Origin of the sequence: Pseudomonas sp. MWU347 (genome assembly GCF_017947305.1) — a bacterium.
GTDB classification, from domain to species: Bacteria; Pseudomonadota; Gammaproteobacteria; order Pseudomonadales; family Pseudomonadaceae; genus Aquipseudomonas; species Aquipseudomonas putida_A.
This window is the reverse complement of record NZ_JAFGZB010000004.1, coordinates 366,347-384,830: the sequence shown is the minus strand read 5'-3', so window position 1 is coordinate 384,830 and position 18,484 is coordinate 366,347. Positions and strand designations below refer to the sequence as shown.

The window sequence follows — 18,484 nt, the reverse complement described above, 5'->3', positions numbered from 1 at the left end:
CAACATGGGCCCCGGAAGGCTCAGGTTAGTTCAATGCGATCGGCATGAATGACGATCTTGCCTTCCTTGTACAGCGAACCGATGGCCTTCTTGAAGTTGCCCTTGCTGACACCGAACAGACTGCTGATCAACGCCGGATCGCTCTTGTCGCTGACGGCCAGCGTGCCATTGTTTTCACGCAACTTGGCGAGGATCTTCGAGCTCAGGCTGCTCGCCGCTTCCTGACCCACCGGTTGCAGGCTGAGGCTGATCTTGCCGTCGGCGCGCACTTCCTTGATGAAACCCTTCTCGCGCATGCCGGAACGCATGAACTTGAAGATCTCATTCTTGTGGATCAAGCCCCAGTGCTTGTTGTTGATGATCGCCTTGAAGCCCATGTCGGTGGCTTCGGCCACCAGCAGATCAACTTCCTGACCGGCGCTGTAGTTGGCCGGGGTCTTGTCGAGATAGCGATCCAGACGTGCGGTGGCGGTGATGCGGCGGGTGTGTTTGTCGAGATAGACGTGCACCACGCAATATTCACCAGCGGTCATCTGCCGCTTCTCTTCGGAATACGGCAGCAACAGATCCTTCGGCAAGCCCCAGTCGAGGAACACACCGATGCTGTTGATTTCAACAACTTTCAGACTGGCAAACTCGCCGACCTGAACTTTTGGTTTTTCAGTGGTAGCGATAAGTTTGTCATCGCTGTCCAGATAAATAAAAACGTTGAGCCAGTCTTCATCTTCGCTGGGAATATCTTTAGGGATATAGCGGTTGGGCAAAAGAATTTCGCCGTCGGCACCGCCGTCCAGATATAAACCGAAGTTAGTGTGTTTAACCACTTGCAAACTGTTGTAACGCCCGACTAAAGCCATTTTCCAAAACCCTCATTGCGTGGGCGGCATTCTACCCGGTTTTGCCGGTTTCGTTCGCTGGGTGTGCAACCCGTCCGGAAAAATCCACGGGACACCTTGATTTTCCTGGGTCTCGCACGGTCGGGCTGCCACTCGTCTGACCAGCGCAGCACCGGCCGCGCCATTTCGCGCAGGATGTTTTCACTGATGGCAAATAAATGTTCTTATTTAAAACAGTGGCTTAGGTGGATATTTCGAATAATTAATCGAGAATAATCCACCCACGCACTCAGTTATTCCCGGGGATATTTATCAAGCAATTGTCAAGTTATTCCTGTACGATGCCTGGCCGAGTTACTTTTCTACAGGTTAATGGCCGCCATGCGTGTAAAAGCATCCACCAGCAAAGCAAAGCCAGCTCCAGCCGTTGAAACCAGCGAATCGATCAACGATCAGATCGCAGCGTTCCTCAAGTCCGGCGGCGAAATCCAGCAAATTGCCAAAGGCGTCAGCGGCCAGACGTTCGGTCCGTCCAAGCAGATCAGCCTGGGCAAGAAGTAACACCCGGTAATACACCCGTCCTGAGACGCTTTGAGCTTCGAAGCGTCTGGACTGGCACCCGCGTTACACCCTCCTTCTGTTTAATCAAATCCTTTGAAAATCGACGAACGGCCATCATTGCCGAGCATTCGCCGGTATCCTTGCACGCGTCTGGATCAAGCGTTTCAGCAGGCCAAGCCCTGCCCTCGCTGTTCATGGAGTGACGCATGCTCAAATCAACTTTCTGTTTATTGTTTGTGGGCCTTATGGCCTGCTCATCGGCGCACGCGCAGATTTTCCAGCGCGAGCTCGGCGACTTCGACCTCAAACTCGGCACCACGCCCAGCCGCAGCATGGCCCAAGGGCTGGTCAAACCGGCGGCAGTCGGCTCGTTCCACGGTGGCCTCGATCTCAGCCACGACAGCGGCCTGTATGTCGGCCAGTATGCACCGAGCATGGGCCTGACCCCGGGCAAGAATCTGGAAATCGACTCCTACGTCGGTTTCAAACAACCTTTCGATCAGACCCTCGGCTACGAAGTCGGGATGATCCATTACAGCTATCCCAAAGTAGACACCCTCGACAGCCAGGAGCTGTTCGGCGGCCTGACCCTGCTCGGCAGCCGCTTCGGTGTGGCCGTCAGCAACGACCCGGACAAACAGAACAACACGCTGTTCGCCGACCTCGGCGGCAATCAGCCGTTCGGCATCGGGATCAGCATGAAATACACCACCCACCAACTGAACACGCCGGTGTCGGTGGACGGTGGTTATGTCAGCAGTTTTACCGATTGGTCGGTGAAGTTTTCCCGACCGTTCATGGGCGTCGATCTCGATCTGATCTACAGCAATTCCAACCTCAGCGGCAGCGAATGCTCGGCGTACTCGGGACACAACAGTCAGTGTGACGGCCTGGTGACGCTCAAGGCCGAACGCGCGTTCTATTGATCGGCTGAACTGCCGGGAGCTTCCTGCGTTCACATGAGAATCAGACGTCAGGCTCTCGCAAGGATTCGCTCATGTCTCGCTGGTTCAAACACCTCGCCACCCTGCTGATCTTCACCCTCGCCCTCGGCGCCTGCAGCCGCGTCGGCCTGGCCTACCGCAATCTCGACGTGATCATTCCATGGACGCTTGGCGACTATCTGGACATGACCAGCGAGCAAAAAGACTGGTTCAACGATCGCCTCAAGGAGCACCTGAACTGGCACTGCACCACGCAATTGCCGGGCTACCTCGACTGGCTGGATCGCTTGCAGGCAATGGTCGAAAGCAATCAGGTGACCGACGCTGCGCTGCAAGCACGAACCGAGGAAGCGAAAAAAGCCATTGCCGAAACTGCACGGCAGATCACACCGTCGGCCATCGAGCTGCTGCAAGGGCTGGACGACAAGCAAGTCGCCGAGATGAACGATGCGTTTGCCAAGGATCTGCGCAAACGGGAAAAGGAATACGTCAAACCGCCACTGGCGCAGCAGATCGCCGAGCGCGGCGCGCGCATGGACAAGCGCCTGACCGATTGGCTTGGCCCGTTGAGCGCCACTCAGGAACAACGGGTGATGGCCTGGTCGACCGCGCTGGGCGATCAGAACACTCAATGGATCGCCAACCGCGCACATTGGCAGCAACAGTTCAGTAACGCCGTTGCCCAGCGTAAAAGTGCCGAATTCCCACAACGAATCGAGACACTTCTGGTCAACCGCGAGCGTTTATGGACATCGGATTACCAGAAGGCCTACGCCAACACCGAAGCGCAAGCGCGCTCGCTGGCGGTGGATTTGATGTCCGAAAGTACGCCGCCGCAGCGTCAGCGGTTGCTGAAGAAAATCGAAGGGGTGCGTAAAGACTTCAATGACCTCAAATGCCTGAAGGCTGCACAGAAACCTTAGTAGGATGCCAATCCAATGTGGGAGCGGGCTTGCTCGCGAATGCAGTGGATCATTCACCATCTATGTGCCTGATACAGCGCATTCGCGAGCAAGCCCGCTCCCACAAAAGGCCTGTCAGGCAATCTGCGCCTTTGAAGCCACCTCATCAAACGTCGCCTCATCCAGCGCATCTTCCTGCTCGTCCAGCACCTGCCGCGGATGATCATTTCCGGGAATGCTGCTGTCGATCAGGCTCAGCAGGCTTGATCCGCGTGGCGTCAGAATGAAATTGCTGCCGGTACTGCCCATATGATCAGGGCGCGGTTCGATAAATCCACGATCAAGCAACAAGCCTTCATATTCGCAGGCCACCGTTTTCAGGTGATCCAGATTCTCGATCGGCTCGCCTGCACTGGCTTTCTGCGCCGCATAGTCCTCGGCATATTTTCGCGGCGCGAAACTTTCGCCTGCACTGTTCTGCACTTCATGCAGCAAGCGTTCAATCAAATCCCAGTTATAAGTCGTCATCCTGATTCAACCTCCGGTGCGCGTGATTTGGGGCGCTGTCATAGGTTGTGACCCGGACGCATCGCAGCCGTTCAGCGGCATTTTCCGCAGCGACCGACCGGCGGTCTGTCGAATTGATCGAGGGTTAAACGACTAGTCTGACAAAGACGGTTTCAACCCCCGCAGGAGAAATCATCATGAACGTCGAGAATCATCCGGTCGTATCGAGAGAAGAATGGCTCGCTGCACGCAAACAACATCTGGCCGAAGAAAAGGCCTTCACCAAGGAACGCGACCGCCTCAGCGCCAAGCGCCGCGCGTTGCCCTGGGTCAAAGTCGACAAGGACTACCAATTTCACGGCCCAAACGGCGAACTGAAGCTGGCCGACCTGTTCGGCAAGCACAGCCAGTTGATCGTTTACCACTTCATGTTCGCCAAGGACTGGGAGGAAGGCTGTCAGGGCTGCTCGTTCCTGTCCGACCACATCGACGGCGCCAATCTGCACTTGGCCCACCACGACATCGCCATTGTCGCGGTCTCCCACGCCCCGTTCGAGCAGTTTCAGGCCTTCAAGCGGCGTATGGGCTGGAAATTCGACTGGGTGTCGTCAGACGGTTCCGATTTCAACTACGACTTTGGCGTTTGCGCCCGCGCTGAAGATGTTGCTACAGGAAAGGCTACGTACAACTACGAAAAGACTGACAGTGCCGAGGAAGAAATGCCCGGGCTGAGTGTGTTTTATCGTGATGCAAAGGGTGACATTTTCCATACCTACTCAACTTATGCTCGCGGTCTGGACATGCTGGTCGGTGCCTACAACTACCTCGACCTCACGCCCAAGGGCAGGAATGAGGACGAGATCATGGAGTGGGTGCGGCATCATGATCGGTATGAAGGGGAAAAGGTTTCAATTTGCTACCACTAGAGATAATCAGCAAATCAAAGGAAAGGCAGCGGCCGGCAATACCGCCCGCTGCATCCTTGGATGCCTGGAATACGCATCACCGTTTAGTAGTTGAATTTTGTTTTGACCTGTTCGCCTTCACGATAAGACAGGACAAATGACTTCCATGGTTCACCGCGCTTGACTGCATTTGCATGCAACTGGTCAACCAGACGAAGAATTATTGCCCCGTTGATGTCTGTTTCGGCGTTCCAGTCCTCCACCCCGTCTTTCTCGACTGCCAGTTCAGTCTCTATATAACCTTCACCCAGTTCAACGCCATAACGAAAAGCATCATAGCCATTGACTATTCCGGCTTCGACCAACTGGAAAATTTCCTGAACAATTTTTATATCTTCAGTAACCACTAAATAATCTCCGGAATTTGATGGGGTTCGTTTCTGAAATATACGGTTTTTGCCTTGCCATCTATCAAGTAGGTAACACTTAAGGAATCGGGACGAATCGAGCCAGGATCTGCACGCTCGAACTTGATTGTCGTCAGCCCCACCGTTTTAGAAGGGTCGTCGAGCGCCTCCTTTACTCGATTCTCATAGAATTTTTTGTAAGCAGAGAGATTGAAATTCCCGTCCTGCGGAAAAAGATTATAACCATCGCACGTACCGCCCTGGCTACACGCCTGGGCATGACCGCCAACATCAGTATCCCTGCCCTCTTTACCCGCTGCGGTTTGTCTCGAATCCCGAGGCACCTTCTCTTTGGTCGGGGTGAACGTCAACTCTTCTACCATACCCTTACTGTTGGTCGTGAAGGTATTGCCATTATCCAGCTCATACCGGGTATTGGGGCTTCTGGCAGCAGGGTTGTTAAGCAGTTCATATTCATGACTGCCTTTGACTGACTTGGCAGTCTCGACCTTCACCACGGCCTCGACATGAGGCTTCGCGGCATCGCCATGCCCAGAAGCTACAGGAGGCTTGGTCGTCGGCCCGTCTACCCATCCTTTGCCCGGCGTATCACCAAACTCTTTCGCCCAGTCGGGATGCTTCGGATCGATCGTAATCGGATCAGAGACTTTCCCGCCGGTCGTCCCTTTGCCACCGACGACACTGAAGACCTTGCCCGTGACGCTACCTGCCATGTTGGTTGCGGTGCCCAAGGCAATGTTCAGTAGCGTCGCCGCGCCTCGTACATAGGCGTCACCGCCATCACGAGAGTTTGCACCTAACTCAAACATTTTCTTGAGGCGGTTATCGTTTTCCACCAGGCCGTCCTTGGCCTCACCGCTTAGTTCACTGGCCAGGGATTTAGCCAGGTTATCTTTCATCGCCTCAATTTTGTCGCCGAACAACTTGTTGATCAGGACATTGCCTGCAAGACCGATAGCAGCTTTTGCCGGCCCCATGGCCGCCTGGATACCCAAAGCCAGCAACTGGGCCTGCTCTTTGGGCAGACCGTCCAGATAAGTCTGCAACTTGTCAGCGCGCAATAACAGCACAGCCCCCGGAGTACCCGGTGCCGAGCTTCCCAACCAGGTCTGTAGATTTTTTTTGTCAGTATCCTGGTAATGAACAGAATCCCAATTATTCGGTGGGGTATCACCCTTGGCACACTCTCCCGACGCTTCGCAGGCCGCTTGCGCCGAAGAAAATGCGGCAAATACCTTCGCGTATTCTTTGATAGCAACGATGTCTTCCTTCTTCAGGTTATTGACATCGCCCGGATCCTTGCCATTTCGAACCAGATTTTTGGCGATATCCAAGGCTAGATCGTCACCCAGCCTGTCGCGCGCCGAAGCAGGTACGTCATCCAGCGATACCCGCTGTGCCTGAAGATCGGTCCAGGCCTGGCCGACCATGTTGACCGGGCCGGTAATCAGCTTGAGTGCTGCCTCAAAGGAGCCTTGTGTAGCGTCGCCGTAGTTCTCTATTTTTTCTGCCCAGGCTTTCAAGGTACCGGAAGGATCCGCTACCGCCTCAAGCGAGGACTTACTCACGTACAGATCGGTACGAGACTCCTTGTCCTTGGTAATTTCGTAGCCCTTGTCGACATCACGGTTCAACCCGACAGTCGAATCCTTGCCGGTCTCGGCGTCCTGGCGAACCACAATTTCCCCGGCCCCGACGGTGCCTCGCACAATCTGCTCGCGATCCTTGTCGTACTTCCAGCCACTGACGCTCCAGCCGTTTTCGCCTTCCTTGCCTTTGCCCGTCTGGCTGGCGTCCTGAGCGCCACTGCCTTTACCCGCCGTGTAACTACCGCCGACGTTCAGGTAGTAGCCGTGTTCCTTGTCTGAACCGGCAATATCACTGAAGCCCAGAGTGCCGGTATCCAGTTTCAGATTGCCGTTGTCGGCAGCGATCAGCGCACCGTCCAGTTGGGTGTGATTTTCGGTGCGGATATCAACCTTGTTTTTGCCGGTGATGGTGGTTTGTTGTTCGATCCAGTTCGTCTTGCCCGCCGTCTGGCCATAGCCCACCGAACCGCTGACCCCGGCGCCCGGACCAAAAGTGGCAGTAACGCTGATATCAAACTCTTTGCCCTTCACCTTTCCGGTGTCGGCTACAGAAGACACATTGAGGTCACCACCCACGCGACCATTGACCTCATCGCCGCGCAGTGTTGCGCCGGCGATATTGGTGTCCTTGCCGCTGGTGAAGCCCAACCGGTCTCCGGCGTAGAGGTAAGCCTCTTGCTGCCGCTCGCCCTCGCGCTCCAGATTGCCTTTGCCCATGCTGACACTGGCGTAGACTCCAACACCCTCGGAACCAAAGACCAGCCCCACTTCACCGCCACCGTTGTGCCGGTTACTTGTGCTGTCGCTGTCGGTCTGTGCCGAACGAATGTTCAGATCGTTGAAGGCGTTGAGTTCGATATCCCGACGAGCAGTGACCTGCGTGCCGATCAGATTCAGATCGTGGTCAGCTTGCAGATTGACATCCCGGCCGGCGCCCAGTTGAGTGGGCGTAGAAGAGCCACGTGTCCCGTCTTCAGTGGCTACGCCGTAGCTGCCACCGATGCCGATCTTGAAGCCGCCGCTGGTGCCGCCATGAATGCCGCCCCAGCTGTCGTGCTGGGTGCTGTCCTGGCTGACAGCGCCTTTGGCGACATCGAAGGTGACGTCACGACCGACGACGTTGATGTCACGTCCTGCCTGGAACTTCGATCCCTTTACCGTTACATCATTCTTCGCATTCAGGCTCAGATCGTGGCCTGCATTCAGCGTCGAAGATCGGTTGCTTTGCTCGATAGTTTGCTGACTGCTGCTCTGTTTGCTGTTACCGAACTTGACGTCCGCTGTCGGTCCAGACAGGAACTGGCTGATGCCGTCCACAGCCTTGAGGGTGCTTGAGCCCTTGCTGACGTTGTCCTCACCTTTACCCGCACCATTGACGGCGTCTTTCGTCTGGCCATAGTTGTGGTCGATGCGCACGCCAAGGCCATTGCGCTCGGTTTCGCGCTGCTGCTCCACCAACAGGGTTTCACGGCCGGCGTCGATGTTGATATTGCGGTCGGCATTCAGCTCGATATCGTTATTGGCCGCCAGATCCGAGCCGATCTGGTTGATATCGCGCTTGGCGTTGATCGTCAGATCCTGCCCCGCACTGATCTGGCTCGCAGCGCCGCTCTGCTGTTCACGTCGATTTTTTTCCTTGAGCCCATCGACGCCGACAAAGACGCCCACGCCATTGTCATCACTGGAAAAGCCGATCCCCGTCTGTTTGGACTTCGACCACGCTTGCTCGGCACTTTCATTGGCAGCGGCCATGACGTTGACGTCCCGGCCCGCGTCCATGCTGACGTGACGGCCGGCATCGATACCGCTGCCCAACACATTGATATCGCGCTCAGCGCTGAGGATCGTGTCACGCCCGGCACTGACCAGGCTGCCCACACTGGTATTACCGTCGCCCTGCTGCCCCGCTTCCTTGGCGGAGGCGATAGACAGAAAGCCACCCGAGACCGAGAGACCGGTTTTCTTTTTGTAGGCTTCACTTCGGTTGTAATGGGTGTCGTTGGCCGATATCAGATTAATGTCACCCGTGTCATCCACCAGACCGGCGCGGAGCTCGGCATCGTTGCCTGCAGTAACAGCGCTGGCCTGCACGAGGACGTCTTTACCCGAAGCAATAACGACGTCATTGCCCGCTTGCAACTCGCTGGCGACTTGGGTGCTGCTGGAGTTGACGGCACTTTTGCCACTTTTTGAGAGGCCAAAGGAGCCCTTCTTGGTTGTCTTGCTGAAATCACTGTGTTCATCAGTTCCCGAGAGCACCGAGATATCATTCAACGCACCCAGGACCAGATTGTTACCGGCCTTCAACTGACTACCGATCACGGTGAGATCGCGCCCCCCCTCGAGAGAAACACCGCCCTTGTCCGACAGCTTCGCGTTCACGGTCAGGTCGCGGCCGGACTCTACGACCGAGGCCACGTTGGTGCTGTCGTAAGTCGCGCTTTCGCTAGTTTTGCTGCGGCCGAACGATCCCTTTTTCTTCCTGTAGTTATAGGTAGAGCTTTCATCCTGGGCAGAGGCGATGGTGATGTCCTGAACGGCCTTCAGGCTGACATCTTCTTCGGCCTTGATCCGACTGGCGATGATGCCCAGATCATTACCCGCGCTCAGCGCAATATCGCGCCCGGCGTTCAGTACGGAGGATTGTTGCGTGATGCTGTGAGTCTCATTAGCGCGCTTCTTGCTACGCGCGACGTAGTCACTTTCATCGGCCGCCGAGGTGATAACGATGTCATGGCCGGCATCGACTTTGAGATCGCGCTTGGCATCCAGCCGACTGGCCACGACCGCCACATCCCGATCGGCACTGATCGACAGATCGCGCCCTGATGTCACTTCAGCCCCATACTGGGTAATCGTCTGATTGAGATAGCTGCCGCCCCGCGCATTGGTGCTGCGATCCTGCACTGAAGTGATGTTCACATCGCGATCGGCATCGAGAGTCATGTCCCCACCGCTTTTCAGCACGCCGCCGATGTTGTTGATGTCTTTGCCGGACTTGATCGTCAGATCATTGGCCGCTTCGATTCGCGCGGCGTTGTCCAGGTAGTCGCGGTGGAACACGTTGCCACCGCGATTGACATCGACACTGGTCACGTCACGCTGGTTGATCACGCTGCCGTTGGTGGCTGTGAGGCTGACGTCCTTGCCGGAAATAATGCCGCCGGACTTGTTGATGATGTCGTTGCCGGCCTTGAGGGTCAGGCGTTCACCGGCTTCGATCAGGCCGGTGTTGGTGAGGTTGTTACCGGCTTCGGCCGACAGGTTGTTGGAGGCGCGCAGCGTACCGGCGTTATTCAGGTCGCCACCGGCGATCAGGGTCACGTCACCGCCCTGGATCAATGCACCGTTAGGCGCCAGGCGGTTGTTGGCCTGGGCCAGGTACAGCACCGGCACCAGCACTTTTTCTCCGTTCACTTCGTGCTCTTCGAGCCAGACGATGTCGTGGGTCAGTGCCGCCACTTGTTGCGCGGTCAGGGTGACGCCCACCGACAGGTTGAGCTGATCCTTGCTGGCGATGGCGTTGTTCATCAGGTACTTGAACATGCCTTCGTCGGAGGTCTGTCCGTCGATGAAGCGCTGGCCGGTGCGGGCCACCACGGCCTGCTGCACCATGCGTTGTTCAAACAGTCCGTCGCCCAGGCGCTTGGCGCTGGTGTCGGGGTCGTAGCCGAGCTTGCCCAACAGATAGTCCGAGCTCATGAACTGCTTGAGGTCGGTCAGCGCCGGGTTGGTTTCGATCAGATATTTGTGCGGGTTGGAGCGCACGCTGGTATCGGGTAGGGCCTGCACGCGTGGAACGTCGAAAGAAACGTTGCCACGAGCGGGCATCAGCACACCGACCGGCCCGTCACCGGCAGCGGCATTGACGTTGATGACAGCCGTCTTGTCGTTGAGATTCAGCGAAGGACGGCTGGCCAATGCCAGCTCACGATTCTTCACCGAGACTGGATCGTTTTTATCGAACTGGAGGTCTGTTGCATGCCTGACCGGCATGCCGCCCGCATGTGTCGAGGGTGCGGCCGTGATGGAGCCGATCGTCCAGTCCTTGCCGGCTACGAGCGTTTGCTCGCTGCCGTCCTTGCGGCTGAGGCGGAACAGACCGTTGTCGCCGGTCGGCAGGGTGAAGCCCGGCAAGGCCAGTGGGTTGACCTGTTGTTGGGCGAGGTCTGGAGGAAGCTGGGCGTTGATACGGATGACTGTCGGGGTGACTTGACCCGCCAGTTGCGTGGAGCCCAGGCGAGACGCTCCGCCGGCAGCGGCGTTACCGTTGCGAACGACGCCGTTGTCCAGTTTGTTGGTCGCGTTGATGTAGACGGTGCCGCCGGCCTGAACGACTGCGTTGGCATTGGCCGTCGGGCTGCTTTCGGTAATCTTCGTGTCGAAGGGGACCGCGTTCTTGATGATGGCCGGGGCTTCAGCGCGCACGCCCGAGTCATAGCTTGGCGCAGCGTAACGCAGTTTCCCGGAATCGTATTCGATAGCGATCGAGCCAAACAGAAGGTATCTGATCGCCTCACGACCACCCTGACGCCCTCCTATTCGGGTGAGCGATTCGACGTTATTCATGTCCCAGGTGTGAATATTGGGAACCATCCTGATCTTCCCGTTCACAACACCTGTTTGCCCCGAATCGTAATCCGGATCGTTCGCGGCGTTGTAGTTCAGGACGTCCTGCCAGAAGTTCCAGCCCCTGCTGGCCTTGGGTGCATCAATCCAGCGCGTGACGGTGTAATCCCCGACAGTGGCCCCTTGGTTGGTGAAGTTCTGGACGTTGAATGTCATATCCCGGCCGGCGCTGACGACCGACGCGTTATTAATGAATTCGCGACCGTTCCCTGTCAGGTTGCGCCCGGCGGTCAATGTGCCCGATGCCGAATCCTTGACGATGGTGGAATGGTATTTTTCTTCCCAGACCAGGTGGCTGGGCAGGCGACTCTCGAAATTGATGCCACTGAACGAGGTACACGTCGTGCATCGAACACCAATTGTTCCCGAAACGAGTCCTCCACCTGCGGCGACCTCGAACACATCCTTGCGGTTCTCGATGTGATCCGCCGCCAGACTCAGATCACCCACGCTTTCAATGGTCGCTGAAACGTTGTTGATCGACGAACTCCAGCCGTTGCTGTCATCCCGGGCAATGCTGATGTTGCCGATGCCATAAATGTCGGCATAGCGGTTGGTCAGCGTGCCGACGCGCAAGGCCATGTCGCCGCCACTGAAAATCAGACCGTTCTGGTTAAGCAGTGAATCGGTGTTGACGCGCAGATAGCCGGCACTGCCCAGCGTTCCGTTGTTGGTCAGCGCTGCGGCATTGACGGTCAGGCTGTCTGCCGACGTCAGTCGCCCGAGGTTAGTCAGGCTGCCGCGACTGGTGATCGTCGCGGTTGTCGCCCCAGTGATGCTGGCCGCGCTGCTCAGGTCGATCCCGGACGCGGCGAGGCCAAGATTGCCCACACTGCTCAGCCGACCGTTGCCGCCATAAGTGCCGCTCAACTGGATATCGAAATTGCCACTGCTGGCAATCAATCCGTCATTGTTCCAATTGCCGCCACGTCCAATCAACTGATTGGAAGCAAGCAACTGGCCGCTTGCAGTCTGCACAAAATTGCCGACATTGACGGTCAACCGCCCCGCCTGAATCACACTGCTGTTAGTCCAGCTGTCCGCGTTCAGCGTCAGGCCGCCGAGGGTCACCAGCGAGCCGCCGGCGTTCATGACGTTGGCGGTCGAGATGCCGAATTCGCCGACGCCGACATGGGTGATCGAGCCGCCGGCATTGAGCAGGCTCGGCGTGGCGAGATTGAAGTCGTTGTTGGCGGTTTCCACCAGACCGTTGCGGTTATCGAACTGGCTGCCGATCTGGAAATCGGTTTTGCCGCCAGCGCCCAGTGCGCGCAGTTTGCCGCCCTGGTTGTCGAGGTTGGCGGCGCGAATCGTCAGTGTGCCAGCGCTTTCGATCAGGCCGCTGCGGTTGCTGAGGTTGCCGTTGACGCCCAGGTCGATGCCATTGCCGCTGATCTGGCCGGCGTTGTTGCTCATCGAGCCGGCGGTGGCTTTCACCTGCCCCCGGGCGTAGATCCCGCCGCCGCTGTTGTCGAGCGTGCCGACACCGGCATCGAGCAGGATGTCACCGCTGTTGGCGGCGATACGCCCGCCGTCGCTGTAGATACCACCGAGTGCGCGCAGGTCGAGGCGGCTGCCTTCGATCTTGCCGCCCTGGCCGTTGCGCAACACGCCGGTCAGGCGGGTCTGTAGCAACCCCTTGAGGCTCGACAGCACACCGCCACGGCTGTCGAGGCTGGCGGCGGTGAGGGTCAGGTCGCCGTTCTGGGCGATGATCTTGCCGCCCAGGTTGTCGATGGCGCCGCTGCCCGCATTCACGGTCAGTGCAGTCATGCTTTGCACAGCGCCCTTGGCGTTGTTCAGCGCCGCAGCGGTGAGGTTCACCCCGGCATCGCGGCTGGAGATCAGGCCATCGGTGTCGTTGTGCAGAGTGCCGCCAGCGGTGAGATCCAGTTGGCTGTTGGCCGACACGGTGCCGCTTTGGCTGTTGTTCAGATCACCGCTGGTGAGCAGGTTCAGCAAGGTCTGGCTGATCAGTTGCCCGCCGCGGTTGTCGACACTGGCGGAGCGTTTGATCAGCAGTGGGCCGTTGCTACCCAACGCGCCATTGACGTTGGTCAGAGCGCCGAGCAGGTCGAGGCTGACGCTGTCATCGCCAACGAAGCTGCCATGGCTGTTGTTCAGGTGCGTGCCGGTGAAGGTCAGGGCTTTTTTCGCAGTGACTCTGCCGCCGCTGTTGTCCAGCGATGCGGCGCGGACATCCAGCGTGTCACCGCTCTCGATCAAGCCGCCGGAAGCATTGCTGAGCGTGCCGCCAGTCAGGGCCAGCGTCTGTTTGCCGCCACTGCTGACCGTGCCGTTGCTGTTATCGAGGCTGGCCGCTTTGATACTCACTTCGCCCTTCGCGCCCACGCCACCTTTGCTGTGGTTGGTGAGCGCACCACTGAGGTCGATGCTGGTGTTGCCGAGCAGACTGGAAACACTGCCTTGCTGACTGTTGTCGAGGGTGCCGCCGGTGACGCTCACGCCGTTCCAGCCGGAGACCAGACCACCCTGGTTTTTCAGCTCGGCAGCGGTCAGAGTCAGTTGATCGTTGCTGATCAGGTTGCCGCCACGGTTGTCCAGGCTGTTGCCTTTCAAACTGAAGCTGTTGACGCTGGAAATCTCGCCCTTCTGGTTATTCAGATTGCGCAGCGTATCGATGCTCAACACGCCTTTGCTGTTGATCACGCCGTTCTGGTTATTGAGGTCACGCAGGTGGGCGATGCTTAGCAAACCCTTGCTGCTGATCAGGCCGTCCTGGTTATTCAGATCCTGTGCGGTGGCGCCCAGATCGATCGCCACGCCCGCAACACCCACCAGCGTGCCGCCCTGATTATTCAGGCCGGTGCTGTTGAGGGTCAGTTGTTGCGCGGCCTTGATGCTGCCCTTGTTCTGGTTGTTCAGCAGGCCATCGACCTTGACGTCGATATCGCTGTCACTGAGCAAAACACCTTCGCCGCTGTTATCCAGACTCGCCGCGCGAACCTGCAGCGCCGCCGCCGCGATCTTGCCTTTGATCGAGGTCAGCGCGTTGTCGATCTGCAGGGTGAGTTTCTGATTGCTCAGCAGTTGGCCGCCGCTGTTATCCAATGACTTGGCGAGCAGTTCGAAAGCCTGCTCGCTGGAAATCTCGCCGCCACGGTTGTTTACGTCAGCCAGATTCTTCAACAACAACTGACCCGGTGCACTGATGACGCCGCCCTGGTTGTTCAACGCGCCGCCGTTCAGATCGACGCTGACATCAGCATTGCTGCTGAACAGCCTGCCGCCCTGCTGATCGAGACCACGAACATTGGCCACCAGCGAATTGGCCGCGCCGAGACTGCCGGCGGTGTTGGTCACCTGGCCGGCCGCGATGTGCAGTTGATCGGCGGAGTAAATGCTGGCCTGGCTGTTGTTGAGGTCGCCGGTGGTGATACTCAGTTTGCCTTTGCCGCTGATCGCGCCTTGTTGCTGATTATCCAGCGCGCTGCTGTTGAGCGTGAGGTCGCTGTCGGTCAGCAGTTTGCCGCCCTGGTTACTGACGGCGCCACGGGTGTCGATGGTCAGCGCTTTAGCGCTGGAGACCGTGCCGGCCTTGTTGTCGAGGCTGTCGGCGTTGATCGCCAGAGCCCCTTCGCTGACGACACTGCCTTGCGCATTGTTCAGACCCGCAGAGAGGTTGATTGCGATATCTTTCTGGCTGGTCAGACGTCCGCTGTTTTCCAGGGTCTTGCCCGTCAGGGTCAAGCCGCTGTCACCGGACAGCAGCCCCTTGTTGCGGTTGATGACGTCATTGACCGTCAGCGCCAGATTGCCGCCGGCGAGCATGTAACCGCTGTCGCTGTTGTCGAGCCAGGCGCCGATCAGGCTCACATCGGCCTTGCTCGACAGTTCGCCGCTGCGGTTGTCGATACGGTCGACGCTGAGCTTCAGCGCTTTTGTTGAACCGATGAGGCCTTCCTGACGGTTATCCAGACTGGCGGCGGTAATCGTCAGGCCGTTGTCGGCGATGACCACACCGTTCTGGTTATCGAACATTCCGGTGACGCTGAAATCGACATCACCCCGCACGCGAATGTCGCCGCTTTTGTTGTTCAAACTGGCGCTGCGACTGTCGAGGCTGGCGGAAGCAATCACCCCTTTGACGTTGCTCAGGGCGCGGTCGATGACGAGGGTGAGCTTTTCATTGCTGAGCAATTTGCCGCCGTCGTTGTTCAGGCTTTGCGCATTGAGGCTCCAGGCCTTCGCAGCGGAAATTTCACCGGCACTGTTGTCGACGTCCTTGAGGTTTTTCAGCAGCAACTGGCCCGGCGTATGAATATTGCCGCGCTGGTTGTTGAGCAGGCCGTTGTTCATGTCCAGGGTCAGGTCGCTGTTGCTGAACAGCTCGCCGCCGTCCTGTTCCAGCGAGGTCAGCGAAGCCTGAAGTTTCTGCTGGCTACCGATGGTGCCCCCGGAGTTGTCCAGGTGCCCGGCGGTCAATAATAGTGAGCCATCGGTGGCGATACTGCCGCCCTGACGGTTCTTCAACTCGCCGGTAGTCAGGGTCGAATCGGCCTTGGCGCTGATGATGCCGTTGGCGCTGTTATCCAGGCTGCCACTTTTGAAGGTCAGGCCTTTCTGCGAGACGATCAGGCCGCCCTGGCTGAGTACCGCACCGGTGGCGGTCAGCGCCATTGCTTCAAGGCTCGACAGTTTGCCCAAGCGATTGTCGAGACTGCCGGCGCTGAGGGTCATCTGCCCTTCACTGCTGATGAGGCCTTGCTGGTTATCCATCGCGCCGTCGAAGGTCAGCCCCAGACTGTTCTGACTGACGATCCGCCCTGCGACGTTACTCAACCCGGTGCCGCTCAGGGTGCTCGCGCCCTTGCTGAAAATCAGGCCGTTGCTGGCGTTGATGATCTGCGCGACTTTCGCCTCCAGCGTGGTGTCGGACAACACCTTGCCGCCCTCGCTGTTGTCCAGGCGCGACCCGTTGATGTGCAGGTCCTGCTGGCTGGAGAGCGAGCCGCCGCGGTTGTCGATCTGGTCGACGTTGACCGTCAGGGTCTTGAGCGACCCGACGAGACCGTCCTGATGGTTCTGCAGCGTCTTGCCGGTCAGCAACAGGTTGCCTTCGGCAACCAGTTCACCGCCCTGCTGGTTCAGGCTGTCGATGTTGGCGTCGACATCGCCCTTGCCGGAAATCCGTCCGCCATCGTTGGTGACATTGTTGGCCTTGAGGCTCAGCAAACCGGTCGAGGTGAGCAGACCGCCATTGCGGTTGTCCAGCGTGTTGCCTTCGACCGTCAGTGTTGCCTTGCTTTCAACGCGGCCCTTGTCGCCGTTATCCAGTTCACCGATCAACAGTTTCGCCGCCTGATCAGCGCGAATCGTGCCACTGCGGTTGTCCGTATTGGCGCTGGTAACCGTCAGGGTGTTGAGGCTGGAAATCTTGCCGGCGCGGTTATCCAGGCGCGTGGCTTGCAGGTCCATCGCAGCGTTGGCCTGGATCAGGCCTTTGTTCTGGTTGTCCAGGCGATCGCTGATGCGCGTGGTCAGCGTGCCTTCACTGGTCAACTGGCCTTGCTGGCTATTGTCGAATTGCTGTGCGCGCAGGGTCAGCGCTTGTCTGGCGCCGATCCGGCCGCCGTTGCTGTTGTTGATCGCACTGAGGGCGGTGATGTCGAGCAACTGCCCGGCGGTCATCACGCCGGCGACGTTATCCAGCGAAGTGACCGTCAGCACTGCGTCGGTCTGGCCGCTGAGTTCGCCATTGCGGTTGATCAATTGACCGATGTTGCCGGTCAGTCTGGTCTGGCTGTTGATCACGCCTTTGTTGTTCAGCACTTGAGCGGCATTCAGGTTCATCGTGCCGCCGCTCAGTACACGCCCGCTATTGCGGTTGTCCAGGGTGCCCGCCGTGATCGCCGTGGTTTGTCCGCTGAGGGTGCCGCCCTGGTTGCTCAGGGTTTGCGCAGTGCTGACTGTCAGATTGCGGCCGGCGGTGAGGCTTTTGCCAGTGTTGTCGAGGTTTTGCGCACTCAGGCTCAGATCACCGTTGGCGTTGCGGCTGCCGTCGGCGTTGACCCCGGCCTCGATGACTCCGGCGTTGGTCAGCTGACCGCTGGCACTGAGGTTGATACTGTCGCGGGCAGCCAGGGTCTGGCGGTTGGTCAGATTGCCTTGGGTTTGCACGTTCAATGTCGTGCCGGCATACACCGGCCCGCGCGCATCGAGACTGGCCGACTTGACGTTGACCGCACCGGTCGCCGAGGTATCGGCCAGGCTCAATTGACCATTGGCATCAAGCTGAATATCGCCACCGCTGGCGATCAGTTTACCGTCGAGCTTCACCCCGACCCCGGCCTCGGTGCCAACCAGTTTGATCGCCCCGGCATACATGCCGCCGAGTGCCGAAGAGTCAATCGCCAGTTGCGGCTTGGCGCTGCCATCATCGGCGCGGGCCGTGGCGCTGAGATGTTCAGCGTTGACGTCGTTACGCCCGGCGACGATGGTCAGGTTTTTCGCCTGGATCTCGGCGTTGATCTTCGCGGTGCGGGTGATGATTTCGAAGCGGTCGATATTGGTTGCGTTAAGCCCGGCGCCTTCGATGGCGACCGAGCCTTGATCGACCTGAAAGCGATCGAGGCGACCGTTGTCCAGCACCGGTTTGCCGGTGGTCAACGTGACCCGTGGCGCATTGATGAAACCGCAGCCGTTGCAGGTGATGCCGTAGGGGTTGGCCACGATCACGCGCGCCGACTGCCCTGCCACTTCGGTGTAACCGCGCAACTGGCTCGGGTTGCCGCTGATGACTTCGTTGAGAATCGCTTGCGCCGAGCCGCTGTTTTTCAGGTTCGGGTTGCCGATGATGTGCCCGGCCAACTGGGTGTTCGAGGTTTGCGTCGAGCCGTTGTTGAGGATGACGCCCTGCGCGCCGACGTTGTAATCGTGGAACTGGTTATGCGACAGACCGCTGCCGTTGGGCGTGGCGATGTTGATGATCGGCACGCCGTTACCGGCGCGATCAAGGGTGGTGCCAGGGTTGGCCACGACAATGCCGTCGGCCTGCGCCCACATCGGTTGCCAGAACATGACGTTCGCCAGCAGGAACGCCAGCCCGCGCTTGGGCATGCCCATGAAAGACTCGCGGGTTTTCACGTCAGCAGAAGGCTGACCAGCGAGGAAGGCGTATTGGCGAACGTCCATGTTTGAGCTCTCGTTGCGACAGGCGAGT

General features: G+C 58.3%; 8 protein-coding genes. 4 read left to right on the top strand and 4 right to left on the bottom strand.

Annotation, left to right across the window (positions count from 1 at the left end; all coding sequences use genetic code 11):
* Positions 1-20: 20 nt before the first annotated feature.
* Positions 21-857, bottom strand: coding sequence for a S1-like domain-containing RNA-binding protein (locus KCG87_RS11110; protein ID WP_027614566.1), 837 nt, complete (start codon positions 855-857; stop codon positions 21-23).
* Positions 858-1,208: 351 nt separating this feature from the next.
* On the opposite strand from KCG87_RS11110, the gene KCG87_RS11105 reads away from it, so the two are divergent.
* The 3 genes from KCG87_RS11105 (at position 1,209) to KCG87_RS11095 (ending at position 3,264) form a co-directional block, all read left to right on the top strand.
* The gene (locus KCG87_RS11105) at positions 1,209-1,397 is read left to right on the top strand and encodes a hypothetical protein (protein WP_016985943.1); all 189 of its coding nucleotides are present in this window, start codon (positions 1,209-1,211) and stop codon (positions 1,395-1,397) included.
* A gap of 206 nt (positions 1,398-1,603) precedes the next feature.
* Positions 1,604-2,323 carry a TorF family putative porin gene (locus KCG87_RS11100; protein WP_096797476.1) on the top strand — a complete coding sequence of 240 codons (720 nt, stop codon included), beginning with the start codon at positions 1,604-1,606 and terminating at the stop codon, positions 2,321-2,323.
* A gap of 71 nt (positions 2,324-2,394) precedes the next feature.
* Positions 2,395-3,264, top strand: coding sequence for a DUF6279 family lipoprotein (locus tag KCG87_RS11095; protein WP_210557869.1), 870 nt, complete (start codon positions 2,395-2,397; stop codon positions 3,262-3,264).
* A gap of 114 nt (positions 3,265-3,378) precedes the next feature.
* On the opposite strand, the gene KCG87_RS11090 is transcribed toward KCG87_RS11095, so the two are convergent.
* Positions 3,379-3,771: a transcriptional regulator gene (locus KCG87_RS11090; RefSeq protein WP_096797478.1), complete on the bottom strand. Its 393-nt coding sequence runs from the start codon at positions 3,769-3,771 to the stop codon at positions 3,379-3,381.
* A gap of 176 nt (positions 3,772-3,947) precedes the next feature.
* Here KCG87_RS11090 and KCG87_RS11085 point away from each other — a divergent pair, with 176 nt between their 5' ends.
* Entirely contained in the window at positions 3,948-4,676 is a 729-nt protein-coding gene (locus KCG87_RS11085; RefSeq protein WP_210557870.1) for a thioredoxin family protein, read from the top strand.
* An 83-nt stretch (positions 4,677-4,759) separates the two neighbouring features.
* On the opposite strand, the gene KCG87_RS11080 is transcribed toward KCG87_RS11085, so the two are convergent.
* Both KCG87_RS11080 and KCG87_RS11075 read right to left on the bottom strand, forming a co-directional pair.
* On the bottom strand, positions 4,760-5,062 hold the full coding sequence (locus KCG87_RS11080; protein ID WP_150370472.1) for a hypothetical protein: 303 nt from the start codon (positions 5,060-5,062) through the stop codon (positions 4,760-4,762).
* A complete protein-coding gene (locus KCG87_RS11075) occupies positions 5,062-18,456 on the bottom strand; it encodes a hemagglutinin repeat-containing protein (RefSeq protein ID WP_210558135.1) in 13,395 nt (4,464 codons plus the stop codon). Before KCG87_RS11075 ends, KCG87_RS11080 begins: the two co-directional genes overlap by 1 nt.
* Positions 18,457-18,484: the final 28 nt, after the last annotated feature.

What these genes read in the sequence shown, in the direction of transcription:
- KCG87_RS11100 (WP_096797476.1), top strand. Translation starts at nt 1,604, where the DNA reads ATGCTCAAATCAACTTTCTGTTTATTGTTTGTGGGCCTTATGGCCTGC.
- KCG87_RS11075 (WP_210558135.1), bottom strand. Translation starts at nt 18,456, where the DNA reads ATGGACGTTCGCCAATACGCCTTCCTCGCTGGTCAGCCTTCTGCTGAC.
- KCG87_RS11105 (WP_016985943.1), top strand. Translation starts at nt 1,209, where the DNA reads ATGGCCGCCATGCGTGTAAAAGCATCCACCAGCAAAGCAAAGCCAGCT.
- KCG87_RS11085 (WP_210557870.1), top strand. Translation starts at nt 3,948, where the DNA reads ATGAACGTCGAGAATCATCCGGTCGTATCGAGAGAAGAATGGCTCGCT.
- KCG87_RS11090 (WP_096797478.1), bottom strand. Translation starts at nt 3,771, where the DNA reads ATGACGACTTATAACTGGGATTTGATTGAACGCTTGCTGCATGAAGTG.
- KCG87_RS11095 (WP_210557869.1), top strand. Translation starts at nt 2,395, where the DNA reads ATGTCTCGCTGGTTCAAACACCTCGCCACCCTGCTGATCTTCACCCTC.
- KCG87_RS11110 (WP_027614566.1), bottom strand. Translation starts at nt 857, where the DNA reads ATGGCTTTAGTCGGGCGTTACAACAGTTTGCAAGTGGTTAAACACACT.